This is a genomic window from Psychrobacter sp. CX18, from assembly GCF_057396215.1.
Genome location: NZ_JBXYJH010000012.1, coordinates 135607 through 159109 on the forward strand (window position 1 = coordinate 135607; position 23503 = coordinate 159109).

The following is a 23503-nucleotide window of genomic DNA, read 5'->3' on the forward strand; positions in this document are numbered from 1 at the left end:
CTATGTTATCTTTTAGTGTATAAGATTGTGACGCAAATTACACACCTAATACAGTGCAATGCTGTATGTGTTTGTTAATTAACCGTGTAAAAACCATAGAAATAAACAAAATAAGCAAAATCGTTTTTTATAGGTCAGCTTTTGCTATAATGCAAACCTCACTTACTTAAACTCGATACGGATATGACCCAAACCGATACTAACACTAACATCACCCCCACCAGTCAGAGCACTTCAACATTGCCGACTGATGTCACTGCCAACATTCATAACAAGCTTGCAAAAGAACTGGGCATCAAGCCTGCGCAAGTCAATGCGTTTGTTAAGCTTTACGACGAAGGTGCGACGGTGCCGTTTATCGCTCGTTATCGTAAGGAAAAAACGCAGGGCCTCGATGACAGTCAATTACGTGCTTTAGAGAAGGGCTTAAATTACGAACGGGATATGGCGACACGCCGTGCTAAGATTCTCGATCTTCTCCAGAGCCAAGGTAATCTGACAGAAGCGTTGCAAGCTCGTATTGAGCAAGCGACGTCTAAGCTTGAGCTTGAAGACATCTATCTGCCCTATCGTCCTCGTCGCCGTTCACTAGCAGCCAAAGCACGCGCAGCTGGCTTAGGAGACGTAGCGAATAATATTTTAAATAATGACATCGCACCACTCGATGCGCTAGCAAACTATACCTTGCCGGAGACTATTACCGATGATGCAGGTACGGAGATTGATGTTGACTTTTCAGATACTGAAAAGCAGCTTGCCGGTATCGAAGCGATCATCATTGATACGTGGACGCAAGAGCTTGAACTGCTTGACAATCTACGCCAGGGATTTGCTAAAACAGCCACCATTAACTCAAGCTTAGCTAATGAAGATAAGCGCGACGTTGGTGAAAAGTTTGCAGACTACTTTGAGCATAGTGAAAGCTTAGCACGTCTACCCAATCATCGCCTGTTGGCTATGCTACGTGGTCGACAAGAGAACGTACTGGTGTTAAAAGTTGACGGTGAAGACGCTCCCTTTGTAGAAAAGATTATCAGTAAATTTGAGATTGACGCAAAGCTGCCTGAAGCACGCCGTGAGTTTTTATTAAATGCGGCCAATAGCTTATGGAAAGACAAATGGCGTCCTCATTTAGAGCATCGCTTACTGACTGAAAAGCGTTTAACAGCAGAAGCGGATGCCATTGATGTGTTTGCAAGCAACTTACAACACTTACTGATGGCCGCACCTGCTGGGCGTAAAGTCATACTCGGTGTCGATCCTGGCATTCGCCATGGTGTCAAAATGGCGGTTATCGATCCGCAAGGTCAAGTGATCCGAGATGACGAAGGCAAGCCTGCGACGGCAACCGTCTATCCGTTTGCGCCAGATAATAAAATGGCCGAAGCGAAGGCAACTATTGCAGACTTATTGAAGTCTCATCAAGTAGATCTGGTAGCAATTGGCAATGGCACCGCCAGCCGTGAAACGGATGCCATGATCAAAGAGCTTATTGACGAGGACGATGCCATTACTGCCAAAGCAGTGGTGGTTAATGAGTCTGGCGCTTCGGTCTATTCTGCCAGTGAGCTTGCCAGCGATGAGCTTGCTGACTTAGACGTCTCAATACGGGGCGCAGTCTCTATTGCTCGCCGCCTACAAGACCCCTTATCAGAGCTGGTCAAAGTAGAACCCAAAGCCATTGGTGTTGGTCAATATCAACACGATGTTAACCAAACTCAACTCTCTGATAGCCTAGATAAAGTCACTCAAGACTGTGTGAATGCGGTAGGCGTTGATGTCAATACTGCCAGTCCTGCTATTTTGGCGCATATTGCCGGTCTTAACCGTAATGTCGCTCAACAGATTGTCAACTATCGTAAAGAACATGGCGCCTTTACCAACCGTGAGCAACTCAAAGATGTGCCAAGACTTGGCGCTAAAACCTTTGAGCAGGCTGCTGGATTCTTACGTATCCGTGATGGCGAAGAGCCATTAGATGCCACGGGTGTCCATCCAGAAAGCTATGCATTGGTCAAAGAGATACTTAACCAGTCAGGTAAAGAGATTACTGAGGTTTTGGGTAATGATAGTGTCATTAATACTCTAGCCGTCGACGGTATAGAAGCGGCTAACGACGACAATATTAGCATTGCTGCGATTAAGCAAGAGTTGGCTAAGCCTGCTCACGATCCCCGCCCTGAGTTCAAAACGGCTCAATTCAGAGATGATGTGAACAGTGTGAGTGATCTTGAAGAGGGTATGCAGCTTGAAGGTGTGGTGACAAATGTTACAGGCTTTGGCTGCTTCGTGGATGTGGGCGTACATCAAGATGGCTTAGTGCATATCTCTGAGATGGCTAATGACTTCGTTGAAGACCCAATGAATTTAGTTAAGCCTGGCGATATCGTGAGCGTACGTGTACTGTCAGTTGATGAAAAACGCAATCGCATTGGCTTTAGTATGAAGTCTGAAAATGCCGCACCGGCCAAGCGTCGTTCTGAAAGCCCTAGCTTAGATGGCAAGCAATCTAATGATAAATCGACCTCTGCCAAACCAGAACACGCCGCACGTCGTTCATTTAAGGACAAGCCTAGATCGAATAAACCTAATGCGAAAGGTAAGCGAGATCATTCGCGTAGCGATAAGCCCAGACCTAGTCAATCTGGTAAATCGTCTAAGCCTAAAGCAGATGATAATAAAATTGGTTCATTAGGCGCTTTGTTAAAACAAGCGGGTCTGAAATAATCAATAGTTTATCGATGTACGATTAAGGTCTATAGACCTTAAATAAAACAAAGAGCCTCTAAAAAAAGAGGCTCTTTGTTTTATGTTTAATGGGATCATTTATTATTCAGTAGCAAGCTGTGAAAACTCAATTCCAGCATATTTTTCTAAGCGCTCGATTAAGGGCTCACCCATCGCAGATGCTGACGTCCAGAACCCACCGCCTACCTTATCTTTGGGTATATCCTGCAACAAACATAGCGCACTTTGCGATAGCATCTGACACGTACTGCCATACCCTGGGTCTTTATCACCCGTGACTTTTGTCTCAATCTTATGGTGTTTATTGGTATAGCCGAAGAAACGGATATCGAAATACCCATTGTCACGCTCTGATTGAGAAGGACCGTCTCCTGATTTAGGTAACACATGGTCATTCAAGAAGTCACGACTGGGTTTAAACATCATGCCTGCAGCAAAGCCCGCAATCCCTGCAGTCATACCATAACTCATGAGACGTCCTTTTACGCCTGTTGGCATCCATACTGCTTCGTCATACTTAAAATCACGTCCATATTGATAATCACGCAATTGATTACTGCGATGCACAATTCGCGTATTGATGGTCGCCATAATAAAGGGTGCTAACCAATGGTCACTCTTAGCGTCCCATTGTGGCTTGCTGATATTGACTTGGCGAATATCGGGCCGTGAACTATCATCATTTAATAGATATGGATTTGACAACTGCTTGCGAAGCGACTTGTCTTTACCAACAGCTTCAAAAATAGTCGCCATTGAGGCTACTGTGCCACCTGACAAACCCCCTTTGGCTGCTTTTACGCGCATATTAATGGTATCGCAGTACTCTCCAAATTGCTCTTGAGCAAGCTTTTGGGTATATAATACGCCTAAGTCAGAAGGCAAAGAATCAAAACCGCAGGCATTCACAATACGGGCCCCTGACGCTTGCGCTGATTGCTGATATTTATCCATCATATCTTTAATAAAGATGGCCTCTCCGGTCAGATCAACATAGTCTGTTCCGTTATCTGTACAAGCTTTAATTAAAGGCTCACCATATTTTAAATAGGGTCCGACAGTGGATATAATGACCTGAGTTTGCGCTGTCATCCTGTCCAGACTTTCTGCATCTTCGCTATCTGCAATAATCGTCGCTAAGTTATCATTGCCAATATCTTTTTTGACTTGATCTAACTTATCTTGATTACGCCCCGCAATCGCCCAGCGAACAGAACCTGAATGAGGATTGTCACTTATAGCACTGCTATTTTCTGAGAGAAACTTTTGTAAATAAGCGGCACACAGTTGACCCACAAAACTAGTTGCTCCGTATAAAATGATATCAAACTGACGGCTATCATTTTCCTGTGGTTTATTATTAAGTGGATTGTCTTGAGGATTGTCTTGCGGATTGTCTTGCGGATTGTCTTGTAGGTTATCTGATACTTTCATTGTCTCGTTTTTATTAGTGGCTTCATTATTAGTAGCTTCCTTTTTATTGCTCGTGTCTTGTGTTGCTTGCACCTCTTGTACCTCTTTTTTATATGAATCTTTAGTCGTCTTTGTCTCGTGGTTATCCATGCGTCATACTCCCTTGGCGTCAGTTATAATTATCAAAGTTAGTTGTTAAGGTTATCAATCAAAGTATTGATTTAGACTTGTTCATTTAAGCACAGTTATTGTATTGACTAAACTACAGATTGTAAGAAAGATTCAATACCAAAAAGAGTATGCGCGTGCATAAAGGTGCTTCAAAAGGAGGTTATATGCCCTTTTTCACGGTATATTCATAGTTTTTTTAGGCGCATGGTATCACTAATCACCATTTAGACGTAAAATAGCTTAATGATTGCGGTAGGGGGAATGTGCTACACTATTTGCATCCGCAAATTCCCAGATTAGTTTAGAATATGTTGAATGATTAACAGACATATAAATTAAAATAACTTTAAATGACAGAACGAACGCTCATGCCGCAAATTTTGGCAACATTTTCATTGAAATATAGTTTAAATAACAGTTTAGATTACAGTATACAATTGATTTAACAAGGCGATATTATGAGTAACCCCTATTCTGATTTCCAGTCGCAATTACAAGGCTCAATGGTAGCCCTTGTAACTCCTATGCATGCTAATGGAGAGGTTGATTATCCCCGCCTAGCAGATTTAATCGATTGGCAGATTGAACAAGGTACACATTGCTTAGTGGCCGTGGGTACAACTGGCGAATCTGCCACTTTGTCTATGCAAGAGCACAGCGATGTGATTCGATTTTATGTCAATCATGTAAAAGGTCGTGTGCCCGTTATAGCCGGTACAGGGGCAAATAATACCAAAGAGGCCATTCATCTGACGTCCGAGGCAAAGGACGCTGGGGCTGATTGTGCTTTATTGGTAGCGCCTTACTACAATAAGCCAACTCAAGAAGGGTTATACCAGCATTACAAAGCCATTGCTGAAGCGGTAGATATGCCTCAAATGCTTTATAATGTGCCTGGTCGTACAGTGGTAGACATAGCTCAAGAAACGGTTGAACGTTTGGCCGATATTGACAATATTGTGGCTATCAAAGATGCGACTGGATCAGTTGAACGTGGCAAATTACTTATCGAAGCGTTAGGCGATCGTATGGTTGTCTTGTCTGGCGATGATGGTACCGCCCTTAAGCTGATGCCATATGGCGCAAAAGGTAATATCTCCGTCACTGCCAATATTATTCCTAAGGCCATGAGCGACATTTTTAGCACAGCTCTAAAAGGTGATTATGACACCGCTCAAAAAGCGCACGACCTTATCGAGCCACTACATAAACTTATGTTTATAGAATCAAGTCCAATACCGGTTAAATATGCCCTCAATAAAATGGGTATCATTGAAAAGGGAATACGTCTGCCTTTAGTTTGGTTAGATCGTAGATTCCATGATGATGTGGATGCTGGTCTGAGAACAGCAGGTTTGATCTCATAGATCATTTATTTTATTGTTCTTCATTAACTATAGGTATACGTGAATACAAGTCGTTTATTACTAGGACTTACGCATATAGCAATATTTAAATATATGAGCGACTGGAAATTATTTATAAATCGTCCGGCTTTCTTATTCATGCAGTGCCAATGAATGATAGCCAGTCACCCATATTTTAGTTCTGCGTCAGTCTTAATTACCTATTCATTAGATTTTTGATTATTGCATTAAATAGCAAACGACTCATAAGGATAATCCATGCAACAGTTTGACTTACATCAAGGCTCTAATACGGCTCTTCGCAAAGGCGTTCAGGCTTTCATGGTGAGTGTGAAAGTTATTGGCTTGACCAGTATTATCGCTTTAACAGGTTGCCAAGCCACTAGTAACTTTTTTGGTAAGTTTGATAATGGCAGCTTGAAGTATCAAGACGCAAAAAAGCTAGAGCCCATTGAGCTGCCCGCAGAACAAGAAACAGCACCTTTCACCCCTCTTTATCCAACGCCCGCTGTGGGTGTGAATACACTGGATCTTGAGAATGACTCTGGTAATCGCTATGAGTTACCACCACCTTATCGTCAAGTACCTGCCAATTAATAATTAAATTAACCCATTAATTATCGTGATTACTCATTAATTGTCATGATTAATATAAATATGGGGTTACGTTTAAGCGTATTGTTTTCAATTGGGAATGCTTAGCCCCTTACTAGAATAGCCCTTATAAAATAGTTTTAATTTATTGTTATAGACTGGCGATTAACAGCGTTGGTCTCAAAATTCTATATTCATATTTATTTTTTAAATATCATTACTCTTTAAACCCTTTCAACCTTTTTAAAAACTTTAGCTAATGTGACGCTTATTAAACATAGCTATAGGCATAGGACGTAAATCATGCAACTTCAAAAACAAGATCTTCTTTATAAAGGTAAGGCTAAATCAGTTTATGAAACTGAAAATGCAGATTATCTGATTCTTCATTTTCGAGACGATACGTCAGCTTTTAATGGCGAGCGCGTAGAACAATTAAACCGTAAGGGTCAAGTCAATAACCGTTTTAATGCCTATATTATGCAAAAACTTGAAGAGGCAGGCATTGAGACTCACTTTGAAAAGCAGCTTTCACAAGATGAAGTGTTGGTGAAGCGCTTACAGATGATTCCTGTAGAGTGTGTGGTACGAAACTTTGCGGCAGGTAGCTTAGTACGTCGTCTTGGTTTAGAAGAAGGCCAAAAGTTAACCCCGCCTACTTATGAGTTATTCTTTAAAGATGATGCACTAGGTGATCCAATGGTCAATGAATCATTGTCAGTCTCATTAGGCTGGGCGACTGAAGAACAGTTAGCAACTATGAAAGAGCTAACCTTTAAAGTCAATGAGGTGTTACAAGAGATCTTCGATGCAGGTGGCTTAATGCTGGTTGATTTCAAGCTCGAATTTGGCGTTTTCCATAATCGTATTATCCTTGGTGATGAGTTTTCACCAGATGGCTGTCGTATTTGGGATAAAGAGACCAAGAAAAAGTTAGACAAAGACCGTTTCCGCCAAAGTCTTGGTGACGTTATTGAGTCTTATGAGGAAGTCGCACAACGTATTGGCGTTCCTATTGATTAGGTTAGATCTTTGATGTGATGTCGATTACTCGTTTTGTGTTATTGCTCTAATAAAATTGTATTGTACTAATTGTACATCGCTGACTGTGATCAAATTATAGTCAGCTTTTTTAACAGTGGTTTTTGGTCAGACACACAGCATTTAAACCGACACACATTATTTCACCCAGTATTTTAACTCGGGCCTGTTGCCATGTATAAGTTGACTGTTTTTATTCCGGATACTGCGCTAGATGACGTGAAAGACGCCTTATTTTCGGCAGGGGCTGGTCATATTGGAAATTATTCTAATTGCTGTTGGCAGGTTCAGGGAACCGGTCAATTTATGCCACTTGAAGGTAGCCAACCCCATATTGGACAACAAAACAATGTTGAAAAGGTGACTGAGTGGCGAGTTGAAATGGTGGTTGCTGAAGAGAACATTCATCGTGTCATAGATATATTAAAGCAGGCTCATCCTTACGAGACGCCTGCTTATGATGTTATCAAATTGTTAGATATATAAGTCTATAGGTTGTTATAAGATTAACGCCTATTAGATTTGCTTTTTTTTAGAACCACTGTTATTAGTTCAATTGCGTCAATATAGCCACTTCTTTAATATAGCTTTTTAAGTCATTTTCAGATTCGAGTAACAGCTCATCATCATTCATGTGCTTAGCATATTCTATCCACAGTAGTAGTTGATAGACACTGTTGCGCTCAGCTGCTTTAAACTGTTGGCAAAATTGCTTTAACGTGCTTTCATCGTTAAAGTTAAGTCGAGTAAACCATCCTTCAATCTTAGCCGCTTGCTCATTGCTAAAGCGCGTCTGAAACAGCGCATCTACTAACGCATGGCGATCTTCTTCACTAATCAGTTTACCCACCCGTTTAATCTGACGGTTACGCGCAGTGGGACTGGTAATATCAGTGAGTGTCATAAGCTCTGCTAAAAAATACTCGCTGGCAGGTAGTTTCTTCATTTGTTTTTTTGATAAGCCAGCCAAAGGCACAGACAGTTTCTGCAAACGCTCGTGGGCTTTTTTAAGCTCTGTACGCGATACGCGCATATCGTGTTCGGACCAATCAATCATAAAACTCTCAAATTAATAATAAAGATTAAAACGCTAAGCACTCCAATGGGCTTTTTCACGATGCTTAACTGTCATTTTTAGTTCTGAAGGTAAGTTATTTGAAAGCTTAGCATACAAGGTTTCGGCAATGAATACGGACCGATGCTTCCCGCCCGTGCAGCCAACTGCCACAGTGATAGAATGGCGATTATTATGCAAGAACTCAGGCAACCAGCGGTTTAAAAATTGATAGATATCTTGCAGCAGCTCTTCCACTTCTGGAAATTTAGAAAAGAACGCTATCACTTCTGAATCTTTGCCCGTCATGGCGCGAAGTTTTGGTTCCCAATGCGGATTTGGCAGTATTCTAGCATCAAAAACAAAGTCAGCGTCAATAGGAACACCGTATTTAAAACCAAAGGACAGCAAGTTTACCGTCACTTCATTATCAACACCAACATACTCTCTAACTTGATCTTTTAATTGATGTATATTCAGTTGGCTAGTATCGATAATGATGTCTGAATTACTGACAATAGGTCGTAGTGTCTCGGTTTCAATCCGAATGGCACTGGGTAAATTTTTGACTTGTTCTTCAGTCACTGCCATTAACGGGTGCACACGCCGAGAGGCGGCAAATCTAGCCACTAATACTGACTCTTGCGCGGTCACGTACATCACCTTAATGCTACCCGCGCCATAGCTATTTACCAGCTCATCCTTTATTGAAGAAAAGCTTGAGCTATCGGCACGCAAGGTACGAATATCGACACCGAGAGCTAACTTATGAATAGCACCATCTTTGATCAGCTTAGCAATAGCATCGGGTACTAACGACAATGGCATATTGTCAATGGCATAATACCCCAAGTCTTCTAGGATATGCAGCACAGAGGTTTTACCTGACCCTGAACGACCAGAAACAATTATTATGCTCACAGTCGCCTTCTTTAGGACTACTTGCTGCTCAATTGCGTTACTGACTGCGCCCTTATTCATTGACATGAGGATCTCCAAAATCCATTATGACACTAGCACATTAACAATAGGGTCTGTTTGATCATTCTCCACATAAGCTCAAAAATCGGTAAGGCTTTGAGATTTATTTAATACTCAAGGAGCATTTATCGAACAGACTCTAAATGATGATCTTAAAATTCTCGGGTTACGTTTTAATCAATAAGGTCTATTTCTTGATTATCTAATAACCGGGCTTTACCCAACCAGGCGGCAACGGCTATCACCCACTTTTTCTCAGTATCAAAGTTGGTTATTTGAGTTAAGTCTCGATTTAGAACGTCTAGATAATCTACTTTATAACCTAGACTCTCAATACTGACAATAGATTGCGAGACTAAAGTTTGTAACTCTTTACTACTTTTAGCTTGACCCTGTACCAGCTTGTCAGCTAACTTTTGAATTTCTTGATGAAGCATTGGCGCTATTTGACGCTCATCTGTACTTAAGTATTGATTGCGTGAAGATAGAGCTAAGCCATCCTCTGCACGTACAATAGGGCCCCCTAAAATTTCTATCTCATAACTTAAGTCACGAACCAGTTGTTTGATAATCGCCAATTGTTGGTAATCTTTTTTGCCAAATACCGCTATATCTGGCTGCACAATATTAAACAGTTTAGTCACTACAATACCTACCCCATCGAAGTGAGTCGGTCTTGATTTCCCGCATAGCTGTTGACCAATACCGCCTGCTAAAACTTGTGTTGGTGGTGGCATAACGGGATACATCTCAGCAACTGTCGGAGCAAATATATAATCCACCCCTGCTTGTTTAAGCTTAGCGGTATCTTCGTCCAACGTGCGAGGATAGCTGTCTAAATCCTCACCAGGACCAAACTGTGTAGGGTTCACAAAAATACTAACAATAACGATATCGGCGTGCTGTTTTGCTAGCGTCACTAATGATATATGCCCATCATGCAGATTTCCCATGGTTGGCACAAGGGCGATCTTATTATCTGCTCTAAGTGGCTGTAATGTCTCACGTAACTCTTTTATTGAACTAAATGTCACGGTCATATTAAGCATCCAAAAATAAACTTAGGTTCCTAATTAAACTGATGCTGAGGCTGGGGGTAGCTTCCCTCTAAAACGGACTGATGATATAGCGAAAAAGCGCCTTCAACACTTCCCGCATGATCGCCTTGTTGATTACGCTCATCTGTTAAGAAATCGTGCACAAACCGTGCTGTTCTTCCATGTGTGACACCTAGCATATCGTGCATTACCAATACTTGACCATCCGTATCTGCTCCGGCACCAATACCAATCACAGGCACCTCAATAGCTTCCGTAACGGCTTTAGCCAGCGGTGCTGGAACACACTCTAACAGTATAATGGCAGCCCCTGCTTCTACGACTGCCTTGACATCATTCATAAGCTTGCTGGCACTGTCTTCGGTTTTCCCTTGAACTTTATAGCCACCAAACACGTTGACGGATTGAGGTGTTAGTCCCAAGTGCACACAAACAGGCGCCCCTGCACGAGTTAAAGTAGCCACTAACTCACTGAGCTCAGCACCCCCTTCCAATTTGACAACATGAGCTCCAGCTTGCATGACTTGCCGAGTATTGGCAATGGCATCCTCAATAGTGACATAACTCATAAAAGGTAGGTCAGCTAATATAAGTGCATGTTTATTACTTCGGGCAACATTTCTCGTATGATACACAATATCTGCAACAGTTACTGGCAGCGTAGAGTCATTACCCTGAACGACCATGCCCAAGCTATCACCGATTAAGATAGCATCAATCTCTGCTTTCTCCATCATCTTAGCAAACATAGCATCGTAACATGTCAAGCAGCTGAATTTACGACCCTCTTTTTTATATTTTTTTAAGGTAGATAATGTAATCATAGTGGGTCATCCCGAAGTAAGTATAGGGGTAAAATAAGTGTTTTAAACATCGATTAGGATTTAATAGGTTTTGAAAAGGATATTTCTGGCAGAATAAAAGACCAAAGAACAAGGCGTAAAACAGGTGTAAAGTTAAAGAGTAGACAGAACTACAGTTTAGTCAGTCCAGACCAGTTATGACTCTGTTTGTATTCAGTTATTCGCTTTCCTGCAATTTTTAACTCGGGGTTTAGCTCGGCTAGCGGTATTAAAACGAAATTACGCTCTGTTACTCCAGGGTGGGGCACCGTTAATGTCGGAGTAGACATTATCTTATCCGCATATAATAGGATATCGACATCTAGACTACGCTCTCCCCAGTGACGCACCCGCACCCGCTGTGCCTGTTGCTCAAGTAATTGGCACAGCGACAATAAGTCTTGAGGTGATAAACAGGTATCAATCTCTATAACAGCATTGATAAAATCTGGCTGGTCTTGTGGGCCCAATGGCTTAGAAGCATACAATGACGATGTACGTACGTGACTGATACTGGGATGGGCCTTTAAATACTCAAGTGCGTTTTGAATATGGTCCTTGGGTGTGCCTAACTCATTACTGATATTGCCCCCTACCCCAAGATAACACTGATACATATTGTCAGATAAAGAGTCTTTATCCATTATGTAATCTGCCTTCATTCAATTTAATACCATTGATAGTTATAGCGAATCCATAAATTAACCTATCGAAGAAGGCTACGAAAGCTGTAAATAAGAGATTCAGTGAGCCTGACAAAGATAAGTTATTTTATATAAAAAGGTATTACACACCTTCACTGACGTTCTTTTTTTCGCTAACACTTAAAGTGGAGCTCGGCAGTCGGCGGCGTCGAGTAGCCGGTATTCGATCACTTTTGGTGATAAGCTTGTCAGCAACTGAAGCCTTATCTTTATCCGCTACGATAGATTCTGATTTAGTACTATTAGCTGTCTTATTCGTCTTAGCTGGCTTTATAGTGTTAACAGATGGGGCAACCGTTTTGCTATCCTTCACCTGCCTGCTATTTGAGTCCGCTTGGTTATCCGACTTAATGTCACCAGTCGATTGCTGGAACTGCTGACTACTATTTTCATCGTCATTTACTTTAGAACTTGCTTTGTGACTAACGTTAGGATTTGCATCATGACCACCTTGTTGACTAGGCTGGCGACGACGACGTTTATTAGGAATAGGCTCAAACTTAGGTAATAAAACCAAGTCAGCTTTCGCTAGCAAACCGTCATCTGAAGCACCTGCTTGTGTAGATACCGGCTCATTGTTCTTAGTAGCGCGCGAAGTAAACTGTTGCTCTTTTTTCGGCGCTTGCGGTTCCTTTTTATCTTTAGGTTTGTCATTAGGTTTCTCATTAAGAGCTGGTTGTACTACCTGAGCTTCAATATCGGATTGCTGAGGTACTTGTTTTGCCATTTTATCCGCATTAATGGTAAACAATGGACTTGGTTGATTTTGCGTGTTAGGCGCCTCCCTCGCAAGATTGCCTAATGACAGTTTCTCAAGCTGAGCACGCTCTTGTGCATAGTGGTCTAGATATTTAGCTGATCGGCCACGAGTGTGATCACTTGATGTTTGTTTAGGCGATTTCGATGTTACGTCAGTAGTTTTATGGGTAGCAGATTCAGAATTTGCTACAGTAGATGAGTTCGAAGTTTGAGACGGATCGGTATGAGCCTCAACATTCCCCTCATTTCTGTTACGTCTGCGATTGCGATTACGACTAGACTTACTGGCACCGCGGCGACTGTCTCCTGCAAAATCATCCATTGCCTGTTGTTTTTGCTTTTCAGACAAAGTCTGATAATTCTGCCACCATTCACCCATGCCATTGGTAGACTCGGATAAAGGATTGGCGTCATCATTACACTGTTCACGTAATAAAAGAAAATCAAAGGCTGCACGAAAACGAGGGTGCTCCGCCAATTGCGGAATTTGTTTGACTCGGGGGCTTGCAAGCTTAGGTTGCAACATCCAAATATCACGAATAAATTGTTCTGCGAAACGAGGTATCGCAGTTTTTATACGCTGACGCTCAATAACCTTACTACCCGCTTGAAGCTGCGCATCATGAAAGGGCATGTTCTTTTTCTTAAACTTCGCCAGCTGATACAGATAATTATCCCAAAGAAGAGCCGCATAAAAAAATGCAGGGTTTATACTTTTGCCCTGAGATATACGTTTATCAGTATTTATAGCCACTTGATTGACCAGTGCCGTGGGTTGTTTAGGCGGATATATAATTAAATGACGTATTGCACCATATTCGAATAATAAAGGCAATAAAGGCACCAGATACCCACCGGTAAACATTTTTTGTGACTCATCGTACAGTCTATGCGGCGACACCTGATCTAATAAAGCCCAATTGTCATCGTGGAACTGCTCAGCTAGGGCTGCATCAAACTCAAAGCCTAGTTTTGCCTTAAACCTTAGGGCACGTAACAAGCGTACCGGATCTTCTTCAATACGCACAGGCGCATCGCCTAACAATCTTAACGTTTTATTTTTAATATCATCAAGGGCATTACAAAAATCAAGCACTGTACCCTTAATAGGCTGATAGTACATAGCATTGATAGAAAAGTCGCGACGGGCAAAATCTTGTTCAATAGTTCCCCATACGTTATCACGTACAATCATACCATCACTGGTAGTATGAGCATCTCCATTGGGTGGCGCACGAAAAGTGGCGACCTCAATCATGTCGCGACCTGAGTATACATGCGCCAGCTGAAATCGTCGTCCAATAATACGGCAACGTTTGCCAAATAAGTCTTTTACTTCATGCGGTTTAGCATCAGTTACGGCATCAAAATCTTTAGGGTTTAAACCCATAAGCGTATCACGAACACCGCCACCGACAATATACGCATCAAAACCACCTTTATTCAAAGTGGAAATTACTTCAATAATCGAATTGGGTAAATCCGCCTTACTTAACCCTAATTGCTTGGCTGAACGTTCTGCCATGCATATACTCCCTACAACCAAATCAAAGCCTTGTATTTAGTTCGGTGAATAGTACCGATAATACAAAGCATATATATATGTTAGTGTAACAAATTTTCACTATAAATGCCTAACATACTCTACTTTTACGTCACAACTACCGTTCTAAATAACTATTAGGATAGTAATGTTTGGAATTTGACCCGATTAATAGCCCTACACATAAGCCACCAAAATGGGCGGCGAACGATATGCCTGTCTGCGGCATAAGTCCCTCTTTGAGAATTAACCAATAACTTGCGCCCATAACAATGCAGGCGATTAGATAACCCCAACGCCTAGCAAATACCGCACCGCCTATCATATAGCCTAACATGGCAAATATTAGTCCCGACGCCCCAATATGAATAGAAAAGGGTGAGCCTAGACCCCATGTCATCAAACCGGACCCTATAATAAGCTTTACCACAGTACGGTAAGCATTTCGCTCAAAGAGACCGAATAAAAACAATATCTGTGCCAATACTATGGTATTTCCAAAAATATGCGCAAAATTGCCATGCATTGTCCATGACGCTGTCACACCGATCATACTGCCCAAACTTAGTGACCGTGGAACAATCCCTAGCGAGTTCCAAAAATTGAACAACACCGTATTATTTAAGACATACATTACCCACATGGGGATAAATACAAAGCCATACAATCCAAAAACTTGACTAACACGATGCCGTATTAGTGTCAATATCCTCTGCCAATTCATACGCAACGCCATATTATTAATTTAGATCAAAATCAGTTTAGGAAAAATAGGCTTCATCTCTTCAAAGTTTAGACTCATAGTCTAAACTTTTGAGAAGAAGATCAATCAAAGGTTATTTCTATTTATGAGCCAAGTGCCAGGTATGTGAATGAAGCTCTGAGGTTGAGTAATAAGGCACCAATGCTGTAGGTACATAGTGTCTAGCCGCTTCGATATGCTGAACAGAATCATCAAAAAAGATATGAGGCGCAAAGGTTTTTAACACAGACGTCTTCTCCAGTCCTCCCAAAAAGAACGCCATATCGACAGTGACGCCCCATTGCCGTAACGTCTTGATGGCTCGCAGATCAGCTGGAGAATTGCGTGCAGTGACCAAAGCGATTTGAATCGGCGAATGCTCTAACCAACAAGGCAAACGACGTTGTAAATGGGACAATTTTATTAACAAATCAGCATAAGGGCCCTTTTCTATAGGTAAATCTGCCATTTCAGCTTCTCTATCATGAAACGCCTTTAACCCTTTTTGTTTATACAATAATTCTCCAGAATCATCAAACAGTACGGCATCACCGTCAAATGCGATGCGTAATTGTTCTGTATCCAGTTTAAAGGTATTAACTGGTGTGGCATCTAAAATAGCACAGGCACATATTTTGGCATCCGTCACGCTCTGTGCATCTTCTCGGTTTGTTGTTAAGAATAAGTCAACCTTAAAGTCTGCGATATAGTCTGCAATTTTACCGCCAGATATAAAGGCTGAACGGGTAATATTCAAGCCTCTCGCTCGAATAGCATTTAACACTCGGATACCTGTCTCAGGTGAGCTTTTTGAGATAATAACCACCTCGACCAAAGGGGCATTATCGGCATAAATATCAATCTCTTCATCCGGAATACAGTTGTCTTGATCCTTACTGTCGCGATTGTATTTATTAAGATTTAATATGGCTTGAATAAGCGGAAAACCTGCCCCTATCTGTAAAGGTTCATTTTCACTTTTTTGCATATAGTCACGGAACAACTGCGCCGCTTGTTGAGGGTGGCTGTTTAAAAGCGTTTCGCGATATTCTTCTGACTCGGTTAAATCAAACAGTGCAGTGGCTGATATTGCTACGATAAGTGTATTTGATAAATCTATAGACATTGACGCTAGACCAGGAAAGTTAATTGAATATATGATAAATAAATTTTTGCTATCAACAATTATATAGGTTATCCCTCTTTAGTGAGTTTAAAAATGTTTCATTCACCCTTTTATACTTTAAGCGCTATGACAGGATAATTTCGTGGTTCGTTATTATGAACGCCTAGATGAAAAAACAAAAACCACACCATTATTTAAATAGTGTGGTCGAAAAACGTGATCGAAAAAGGTAAATGATAACTGACTTGCTGAGTTAGACCGAATTAATTTAATAACACCAATGATATCGCTGGGAAAGCCACCAGTATAACCAAACGTATTACATCAGAGACAATGAAGGGCGTTACCCCTTTAAACATATCACCAAGCTTAATATGTGGGGCCATCGCTTTAATAACGAAAATATTCATTCCCATTGGCGGTGTGATTAATCCAAGCTCCACCGTTAGCACTGCCACAATACCAAACCATACTGGATCATACCCTAATGCTAGAATAATTGGGAATACCACAGGTATTGTGATTACCAGCATTGCAAGAGCGTCCATAAACAACCCTAGCAAGAAATACATGATTAAAATACAAATCAGTACAACAAGAGGACTAACGTCTAATGCCCCAATCCAAGCAGCTAATGAATTTGCTATTCTAGAGACTGAGATGAAATATCCTAATGCTTCAGCGCCTAATAGCATAAAGAAAACAACTGCTGATAACGCGAGAGTTTCTATCAAAGATTGCTTTAAGCCCTTGAGACGCATGCCTTTAAATGCTGCATATAGCCATGAGGCAAAAGCACCTACAGCAGCGCCTTCAGTTGGGGTAAATAGACCAAAGAATATACCGGCGATAATAATGATAAAAATGAAACTAAAAGGTATCAATCCAGTTAATGAGAAGAACTTAGCCTTCCATGATGTTTTCTCGCCTCGCTCAGCTAAATGAGGCTTCCATCGCACCATAATCATCACGGTAATAGAATACATAACCATACCCAGTATACCGGGTAGGAAACCAGCAATAAACATATGACCGACGGACTGCTCGGTTAAGATCGCATAGACAAGTAGTGCGATACTTGGTGGAATCATAATACCTAAGGTACCACCGGCTGCTAAAATTCCGCAAGCAAAACCAGGATTATAACCGTACTTCTCCATTTCGGGTAAAGCGACTCGAGTCATCGTTGACGCCGTCGCCAATGATGATCCTGAGATAGAGGCAAAGATACCGGAAGAACCAATACCTGCAATCCCCAGGCTACCACGTACACCGCCAAAAATAGTTCTTGTTGCATCAAACAACTTTCCTGCCATTCCCGAATGGGCTGCAAATACTCCCATCAAGATAAATAGAGGAATGGCACTAAAATCATACTTTGCTAATACATCGGTTGGAATATCTCTTAGCATTTGCAAGGCACTGCTTGGGCTAGTCACAGCACCAAATCCAACAAGTCCAACTCCCAACATGGCTAACGCTACTGGCACTCGCAAACACACCAGCAAAATCATAGCTGCCAAGCCAAATGCACCAATAATTTCTGGACTCATGCGCCTGTCTCCTCGGCATCATAAAACTCGCCCGTAACAAAGATTTTGATAGACTCTATAAATGAGCGTATGGCTAACATCACGCTTAAGAATGCACTAAACCCGTATATTGGTGTCATTGATATCCTTAAGTCCTGAGTTACTTTTCCAAATTCAGCCGCATCCACTGCACTCTCGGAAAGACCCCAGACAAATATAATGCCTAGAGCAAAGAAACCCACCATAAATACGCCCATCATATAACCTTTCATCTTTTGAGACATTTTTTGAGTAAAAACATCCACAATTACTTGAGAGCGTTCAACATAGGCAGCAAAGGCAGCCAGTAAAGCAAATAGCATCATGTAAGACACAATTTCAACTGTACCCTTGATGGTAAAACCAAACGCGCCACCCGTGAGCTTGAAAATATAACGCGTGATGACATCAGATATCGTCACTAATACTATGACAATCAGGCTTATACCACCAATGACTTCACATATACGAGCTAAAAAGCGGCTTATATTATTTAAAAATAACATCATTCTTTATCCTGACGATTACGCTTCACAGTTTTCACTGGCAGCTTTTGCTTTTTCATAAACACCTTGAGCGTCATGCCCTAAAGCTTCTACATCACTCAGATATTTATTGGTACCTTTCTCTAAAGGTCCCTTCCAAGCAGGATCATTTAAGGGATCTGGAATTTCAATCACTTCATGACCTAAATCTTTCGCATGTTGTAAAGCTGTTTTATCATGTTTATCAAAAACTTCACCCACTTTCTTAGCAAGTGCCATGCCTGAATTATTATCTATAACAGTTTTTAAATCGTCAGGTAGGTTTTGATACGTATCCTTATTCATGGCGACCATCAGACCTGAACTATAAAATGGAATATTGGTATGATATTTGGTGACTTCATCAATCTTGAAGGTAGTCACTGCTTCCCAAGGAAAGCTTAAGCCGTCTACAACACCACGTTGTAAAGCGGTATATATATCATTCGCAGGTAAGCCTACAGGTGAAGCGCCCATACTTTCGATAATATCTCCAGCGACAGCAGATGGGCGACGGATACGTAGTCCTTTCATATCATCAGGAGTTTTAATAAGTTTGTCGGTGGTATGCAATGCACCAGGGCCTGCACCGTACATGAATAGAACATGCGAATCTTCATATTCACTGGCAATGGTGCCATCTTCATAAAGTGTTTGTAATATACAGCCCATTTGAGTAGCAGAACTGGACAAACCTGGTAGCTCAGCAATCTGAGTTAAAGGGAAGCGACCATTAGTATAACCATGTGCTTGTGAGCCAATATCAGCGGTGCCTTTTACGGCTGCTTCATAGGTCACCTGCGGTTTACTTAAGGTTGCCGAAGGATAGAGCTCAACTTTCAAACGTCCATTAGATTCATCTTCGATAGTTTTAGCCCAAGGCTCTAATACTTCTTTGCTAAATGAAGAGGTCGCTGGCCAAAAATGAGAAAAACGAAGTGTGGTAACTTCGTCAGAGTTCGATTTGCTAGCGGTGGTTTCAGTAGAAGTATCAGATGTCGCTGACCTGTCTGTTGTTTCTTCCGAAGATTGATTTGAACAGCCAAAAAGTCCAAACGAAATTAAGATAGCAGCTGAAAGGGAGGTGCGGAGTTTCATTATCAGATCCTTTGATAAAATTATAAATACCTATTAATCCTTAATAGGCTTAAAAGAGATATAGCTTTAACTTGTAGCAATTCGAATACTTATTTAACAAGCTCGAATTATAATTAGCTGTTATTTTAAAGTATTAATTACTTAAAAGAACACTTTTAAGTTATTCTAGACAATAGCTACGTTAAATTAAGAAAAAACTATATCATGAAAGTAGCAACTATACTGATATAAGTCAAATCATTTTATAAAATTTACCTTAATAAAGCTCCTTAATATTAATCATGATTTCAATAAGCTAACTGCTTAAATTAATAATATAATTTTAGACCAAAGAAAAAGCCCCCAACATGAAATTTGTTGGGGGCTTTTAAGTATAAGGAGCTGACGATGACCTACTCTCACATGGGCGAACCACACTACCATTGGCGCGACGATGTTTCACTTCTGAGTTCGAGAAGGGATCAGGTGGTTCCATCGTGCTATTGTCGTCAGCAAAGGGGGTATAGATATGAGTTGGTTAAGTTATTTACTTAACGTTGTATTGACTATAGTATCAAGAACCTGAATCAAGGTTGCTATTTATAAGCAATCATCAGGATGATATCGAAATAATTGGCAACATACTAAAACCACTTGGGTGTTGTATGGTCAAGCCAAACGAGCAATTAGTACAGGTTAGCTACACGCATCACTGCGCTTCCACATCCTGCCTATCAACGTCCTAGTCTTGAACGGCTCTTAAGGGAAATCTAATCTTGAGGTTGGCTTCCCGCTTAGATGCTTTCAGCGGTTATCCAATCCGAACGTAGCTACCGGGCAATGCCATTGGCATGACAACCCGAACACCAGCGGTTCGTCCACTCTGGTCCTCTCGTACTAGGAGCAGATCCTCTCAAATTTCCAACGCCCACGGTAGATAGGGACCGAACTGTCTCACGACGTTCTAAACCCAGCTCGCGTACCTCTTTAAATGGCGAACAGCCATACCCTTAGGACCTGCTTCAGCCCTAGGATGAGATGAGCCGACATCGAGGTGCCAAACACCGCCGTCGATATGAACTCTTGGGCGGTATCAGCCTGTTATCCCCAGAGTACCTTTTATCCGTTGAGCGATGGCCCTTCCATACAGAACCACCGGATCACTAAGACCTACTTTCGTACCTGCTCGACTTGTGGGTCTCGCAGTTAAGCGCGCTTTTGCCTTTATACTCTTTGAACGATTTCCGACCGTTCTGAGCGCACCTTCGTACTCCTCCGTTACTCTTTAGGAGGAGACCGCCCCAGTCAAACTACCCACCATACATTGTCCTCGGTATTGTTATACCTGAGTTAGAACCCCAACATGACCAGGGTGGTATTTCAAGGTTGGCTCCACAAATACTGGCGTATCTGCTTCAAAGCCTCCCACCTATCCTGCACAAGTCAGGTCAAAGTTCAATGTAAAGCTGTAGTAAAGGTTCACGGGGTCTTTCCGTCTAGCCGCGGGTACACAGCATCTTCACTGCGATTTCGATTTCACTGAGTCTCTGCTGGAGACAGCGCTGCCATCATTATGCCATTCGTGCAGGTCGGAACTTACCCGACAAGGAATTTCGCTACCTTAGGACCGTTATAGTTACGGCCGCCGTTTACTGGGGCTTCGATCAAGAGCTTCGCCTTACGGCTTACCCCATCAATTAACCTTCCAGCACCGGGCAGGCATCACACCCTATACGTCCACTTTCGTGTTTGCAGAGTGCTGTGTTTTTAATAAACAGTTGCAGCAGCCTGGTATCTGCGACTGCTAGTAGCTTACACCGCAAAGGGCTTCACCACCAGCAGCGTACCTTCTCCCGAAGTTACGGTACCATTTTGCCTAGTTCCTTCAGCAGAGTTCTCTCAAGCGCCTTGGTATTCTCTACCTGATCACCTGTGTCGGTTTAGGGTACGATTCGTTTATGACTTAAGTTTAGAAGCTTTTCCTGGAAGCATGGTATAGACCACTTCGCCAGTAAACTGGCTTGCTATCAGATCTCAGCATATAACCACCCGGATTTACCTAAGTAGTCTGCCTACATCCTTTCACCTGGACAACCATCGCCAGGCTGGTATAACCTTCTCCGTCCCTCCATCACATCATAAACAAGTATCAGAATATTAACTGATTTCCCATCGACTACGCCTTTCGGCCTCGCCTTAGGGGTCGACTCACCCAGCCCCGATTAACGTTGGACTGGAACCCTTGATCTTCCGGCGTGGATGCTTTTCACACCCATTATCGTTACTCACGTCAGCATTCGCTCTTGTGATACCTCCAGCATGCCTTACAACACACCTTCACAGGCTTACACAACGCTCCCCTACCACTTGAAACATGTTCAAATCCGCAGCTTCGGCTCCTAGTTTGAGCCCCGTTACATCTTCCGCGCGGGCCGACTCGACTAGTGAGCTATTACGCTTTCTTTAAAGGATGGCTGCTTCTAAGCCAACCTCCTAGCTGTCTATGCCTTCCCACTTCGTTTCCCACTTAACTAGGAATTTGGGGCCTTAGCTGGCGGTCTGGGTTGTTTCCCTCTCCACGACGGACGTTAGCACCCGCCGTGTGTCTCCCGGATATCACTCATCGGTATTCGGAGTTTGCATCGGTTTGGTAAGTCGGTATGACCCCCTAGCCGAAACAGTGCTCTACCCCCAATGGTGTTCGTCCGAGGCGCTACCTAAATAGCTTTCGGGGAGAACCAGCTATCACCGAGTTTGATTAGCCTTTCACCCCTATCCACAAGTCATCCCCTGGCTTTTCAACGACAGTGGGTTCGGTCCTCCGGTGCCTGTTACGGCACTTTCAACCTGCTCATGGATAGATCACTCGGTTTCGGGTCTATACCCTGCAACTAAACGCCCTATTAAGACTCGGTTTCCCTACGGCTCCCCTAACGGTTAACCTCGCTACAGAATATAAGTCGCTGACCCATTATACAAAAGGTACGCGGTCACCCAACAAGTGGGCTCCCACTGCTTGTACGCACACGGTTTCAGGTTCTATTTCACTCCCCTCACAGGGGTTCTTTTCGCCTTTCCCTCACGGTACTGGTTCACTATCGGTCAGTCAGGAGTATTTAGCCTTGGAGGATGGTCCCCCCATCTTCATACAGGATTTCTCGTGTCCCGCACTACTTAATATGCTTGCATTTATGTTTCGAATACGGGGCTATCACCCACTATGGCCAGATTTCCCACTCTGTTCTTCTACATAAAATTAAGTCGGCTCCTCCCCGTTCGCTCGCCGCTACTAGGGGAATCTCGTTTGATGTCTTTTCCTAAGGGTACTGAGATGTTTCACTTCCCCTCGTTCGCTTCCTAATAAATTAGGATACCTAACTTACGTTAGGTGGGTTTCCCCATTCAGAAACCTCCGGATCACAGATTATTGCCATCTCCCCGAAGCTTATCGCAGGCTGTCACGTCTTTCATCGCCTCTGACTGCCAAGGCATCCACCATGTGCGCTTAATTACTTGACCATACAACCCCAAAGGGTCTTTAGTCAGCAATTATAACGATATCACCTTGATAATTTACGCTTGATTCAGTTCTCTTTACTTTGTAACCAACCTCTTGGGATAACAACTGATGTCGTTAAAAGGCTGGTTACTGGTTAATACTTAAACGTGAAAGTTTAGGTATTAACCGTATTACAACTCATATCTATGTTTTTAAATAGTAATGACGCTGTCATCCAGTCGTCATATTCTCTCTGTATAAAACAGAAGTAAGTAATTGTTTGTTTACCGGTTATTGAGTAACCTTATAATCACTTAGTTCTATTTTATGGCTTTGTCTTACTGCTATGCTTTCTTTGACTCTGTTAGTCTGTAATATGGTGGAGCCAAGGAGAGTCGAACTCCTGACCTCCTGCGTGCAAGGCAGGCGCTCTACCAACTGAGCTATGGCCCCTGAGAAGCGTTAAAAAATTGCATCGCAATTTTAGCTTCGCAAGGAAAATCCCTTAAAGGGGATTTTCAAAAAGCTTAAATTACTTTCTGAGCTCTTTTTATTAACTCTTAGCAAGAGAAAATTGCTTACGCATTGAGCGTTTTTACAATAAGCTGTTGTATCTACCGTGCTAATAATATGGTGGGTCTGATAAGACTTGAACTTATGACCCCCGCGTTATCAACACGGTGCTCTAA

Annotated in this window: 17 protein-coding genes, 1 tRNA gene and 2 rRNA genes; 5 read left to right on the forward strand and 15 right to left on the reverse strand. The window is 42.2% G+C overall.

Annotation, left to right across the window (positions count from 1 at the left end; translation table 11 throughout):
* Positions 1-183: 183 nt before the first annotated feature.
* Positions 184-2727 carry a Tex family protein gene (locus AC2SLT_RS10600; RefSeq protein WP_486547622.1) on the forward strand — a complete coding sequence of 848 codons (2544 nt, stop codon included), beginning with the start codon at positions 184-186 and terminating at the stop codon, positions 2725-2727.
* A 102-nt stretch (positions 2728-2829) separates the two neighbouring features.
* Here the strand turns inward: AC2SLT_RS10600 and AC2SLT_RS10605 are convergent, their stop codons facing one another.
* Positions 2830-4311, reverse strand: a complete 1482-nt coding sequence (locus AC2SLT_RS10605) for a saccharopine dehydrogenase family protein (RefSeq protein WP_486547623.1) — start codon at positions 4309-4311, stop codon at positions 2830-2832.
* A gap of 479 nt (positions 4312-4790) precedes the next feature.
* Here AC2SLT_RS10605 and dapA point away from each other — a divergent pair, with 479 nt between their 5' ends.
* The 4 genes from dapA (at position 4791) to AC2SLT_RS10625 (ending at position 7820) form a co-directional block, all read left to right on the forward strand.
* On the forward strand, positions 4791-5699 hold the full coding sequence (gene dapA, locus AC2SLT_RS10610) for a 4-hydroxy-tetrahydrodipicolinate synthase (RefSeq protein WP_486547624.1): 909 nt from the start codon (positions 4791-4793) through the stop codon (positions 5697-5699).
* A gap of 258 nt (positions 5700-5957) precedes the next feature.
* Positions 5958-6296 carry a hypothetical protein gene (locus AC2SLT_RS10615; protein ID WP_486547625.1) on the forward strand — a complete coding sequence of 113 codons (339 nt, stop codon included), beginning with the start codon at positions 5958-5960 and terminating at the stop codon, positions 6294-6296.
* A gap of 300 nt (positions 6297-6596) precedes the next feature.
* Complete coding sequence (gene purC / locus AC2SLT_RS10620) at positions 6597-7316, forward strand: phosphoribosylaminoimidazolesuccinocarboxamide synthase (RefSeq protein WP_486547626.1); 720 nt, start codon at positions 6597-6599, stop codon at positions 7314-7316.
* A gap of 192 nt (positions 7317-7508) precedes the next feature.
* Positions 7509-7820 (forward strand): NGG1p interacting factor NIF3, encoded by a 312-nt coding sequence (locus AC2SLT_RS10625; protein WP_486547627.1) that lies wholly within the window; start codon positions 7509-7511, stop codon positions 7818-7820.
* Between the two features lie 61 nt (positions 7821-7881).
* Here the strand turns inward: AC2SLT_RS10625 and yjgA are convergent, their stop codons facing one another.
* The 14 genes from yjgA to AC2SLT_RS10695 all read right to left on the reverse strand — a co-directional run bounded on the left by yjgA (position 7882) and on the right by AC2SLT_RS10695 (position 23267).
* Positions 7882-8391 carry a ribosome biogenesis factor YjgA gene (yjgA, locus tag AC2SLT_RS10630; RefSeq protein WP_486547628.1) on the reverse strand — a complete coding sequence of 170 codons (510 nt, stop codon included), beginning with the start codon at positions 8389-8391 and terminating at the stop codon, positions 7882-7884.
* Positions 8392-8424: 33 nt separating this feature from the next.
* On the reverse strand, positions 8425-9369 hold the full coding sequence (gene rapZ, locus AC2SLT_RS10635; RefSeq protein ID WP_486547642.1) for an RNase adapter RapZ: 945 nt from the start codon (positions 9367-9369) through the stop codon (positions 8425-8427).
* Between the two features lie 173 nt (positions 9370-9542).
* The gene (gene panC / locus AC2SLT_RS10640; RefSeq protein ID WP_486547629.1) at positions 9543-10409 is read right to left on the reverse strand and encodes a pantoate--beta-alanine ligase; all 867 of its coding nucleotides are present in this window, start codon (positions 10407-10409) and stop codon (positions 9543-9545) included.
* Between the two features lie 29 nt (positions 10410-10438).
* The gene (gene panB / locus AC2SLT_RS10645; RefSeq protein ID WP_486547630.1) at positions 10439-11251 is read right to left on the reverse strand and encodes a 3-methyl-2-oxobutanoate hydroxymethyltransferase; all 813 of its coding nucleotides are present in this window, start codon (positions 11249-11251) and stop codon (positions 10439-10441) included.
* Between the two features lie 149 nt (positions 11252-11400).
* On the reverse strand, positions 11401-11886 hold the full coding sequence (gene folK, locus AC2SLT_RS10650; protein ID WP_486547643.1) for a 2-amino-4-hydroxy-6-hydroxymethyldihydropteridine diphosphokinase: 486 nt from the start codon (positions 11884-11886) through the stop codon (positions 11401-11403).
* A 169-nt stretch (positions 11887-12055) separates the two neighbouring features.
* Positions 12056-14257: a polynucleotide adenylyltransferase PcnB gene (gene pcnB, locus AC2SLT_RS10655; protein WP_486547631.1), complete on the reverse strand. Its 2202-nt coding sequence runs from the start codon at positions 14255-14257 to the stop codon at positions 12056-12058.
* A 136-nt stretch (positions 14258-14393) separates the two neighbouring features.
* The gene (locus AC2SLT_RS10660; protein WP_486547632.1) at positions 14394-14999 is read right to left on the reverse strand and encodes a rhomboid family intramembrane serine protease; all 606 of its coding nucleotides are present in this window, start codon (positions 14997-14999) and stop codon (positions 14394-14396) included.
* A 118-nt stretch (positions 15000-15117) separates the two neighbouring features.
* The gene (locus AC2SLT_RS10665) at positions 15118-16143 is read right to left on the reverse strand and encodes a 5'-nucleotidase (RefSeq protein WP_486547633.1); all 1026 of its coding nucleotides are present in this window, start codon (positions 16141-16143) and stop codon (positions 15118-15120) included.
* A 263-nt stretch (positions 16144-16406) separates the two neighbouring features.
* On the reverse strand, positions 16407-17696 hold the full coding sequence (locus AC2SLT_RS10670) for a TRAP transporter large permease (protein WP_486547634.1): 1290 nt from the start codon (positions 17694-17696) through the stop codon (positions 16407-16409).
* Positions 17693-18223 (reverse strand): TRAP transporter small permease, encoded by a 531-nt coding sequence (locus tag AC2SLT_RS10675; RefSeq protein WP_486547635.1) that lies wholly within the window; start codon positions 18221-18223, stop codon positions 17693-17695. Before AC2SLT_RS10675 ends, AC2SLT_RS10670 begins: the two co-directional genes overlap by 4 nt.
* Before the next feature lie 15 nt (positions 18224-18238).
* The gene (locus tag AC2SLT_RS10680; protein ID WP_486547636.1) at positions 18239-19336 is read right to left on the reverse strand and encodes a TRAP transporter substrate-binding protein; all 1098 of its coding nucleotides are present in this window, start codon (positions 19334-19336) and stop codon (positions 18239-18241) included.
* Positions 19337-19715: 379 nt separating this feature from the next.
* A 5S ribosomal RNA gene (gene rrf / locus AC2SLT_RS10685) occupies positions 19716-19829 on the reverse strand.
* A gap of 151 nt (positions 19830-19980) precedes the next feature.
* Positions 19981-22834 (reverse strand): 23S ribosomal RNA (locus AC2SLT_RS10690).
* A gap of 357 nt (positions 22835-23191) precedes the next feature.
* Positions 23192-23267, reverse strand: a tRNA-Ala gene (locus AC2SLT_RS10695).
* Positions 23268-23503 lie beyond the last annotated feature (236 nt).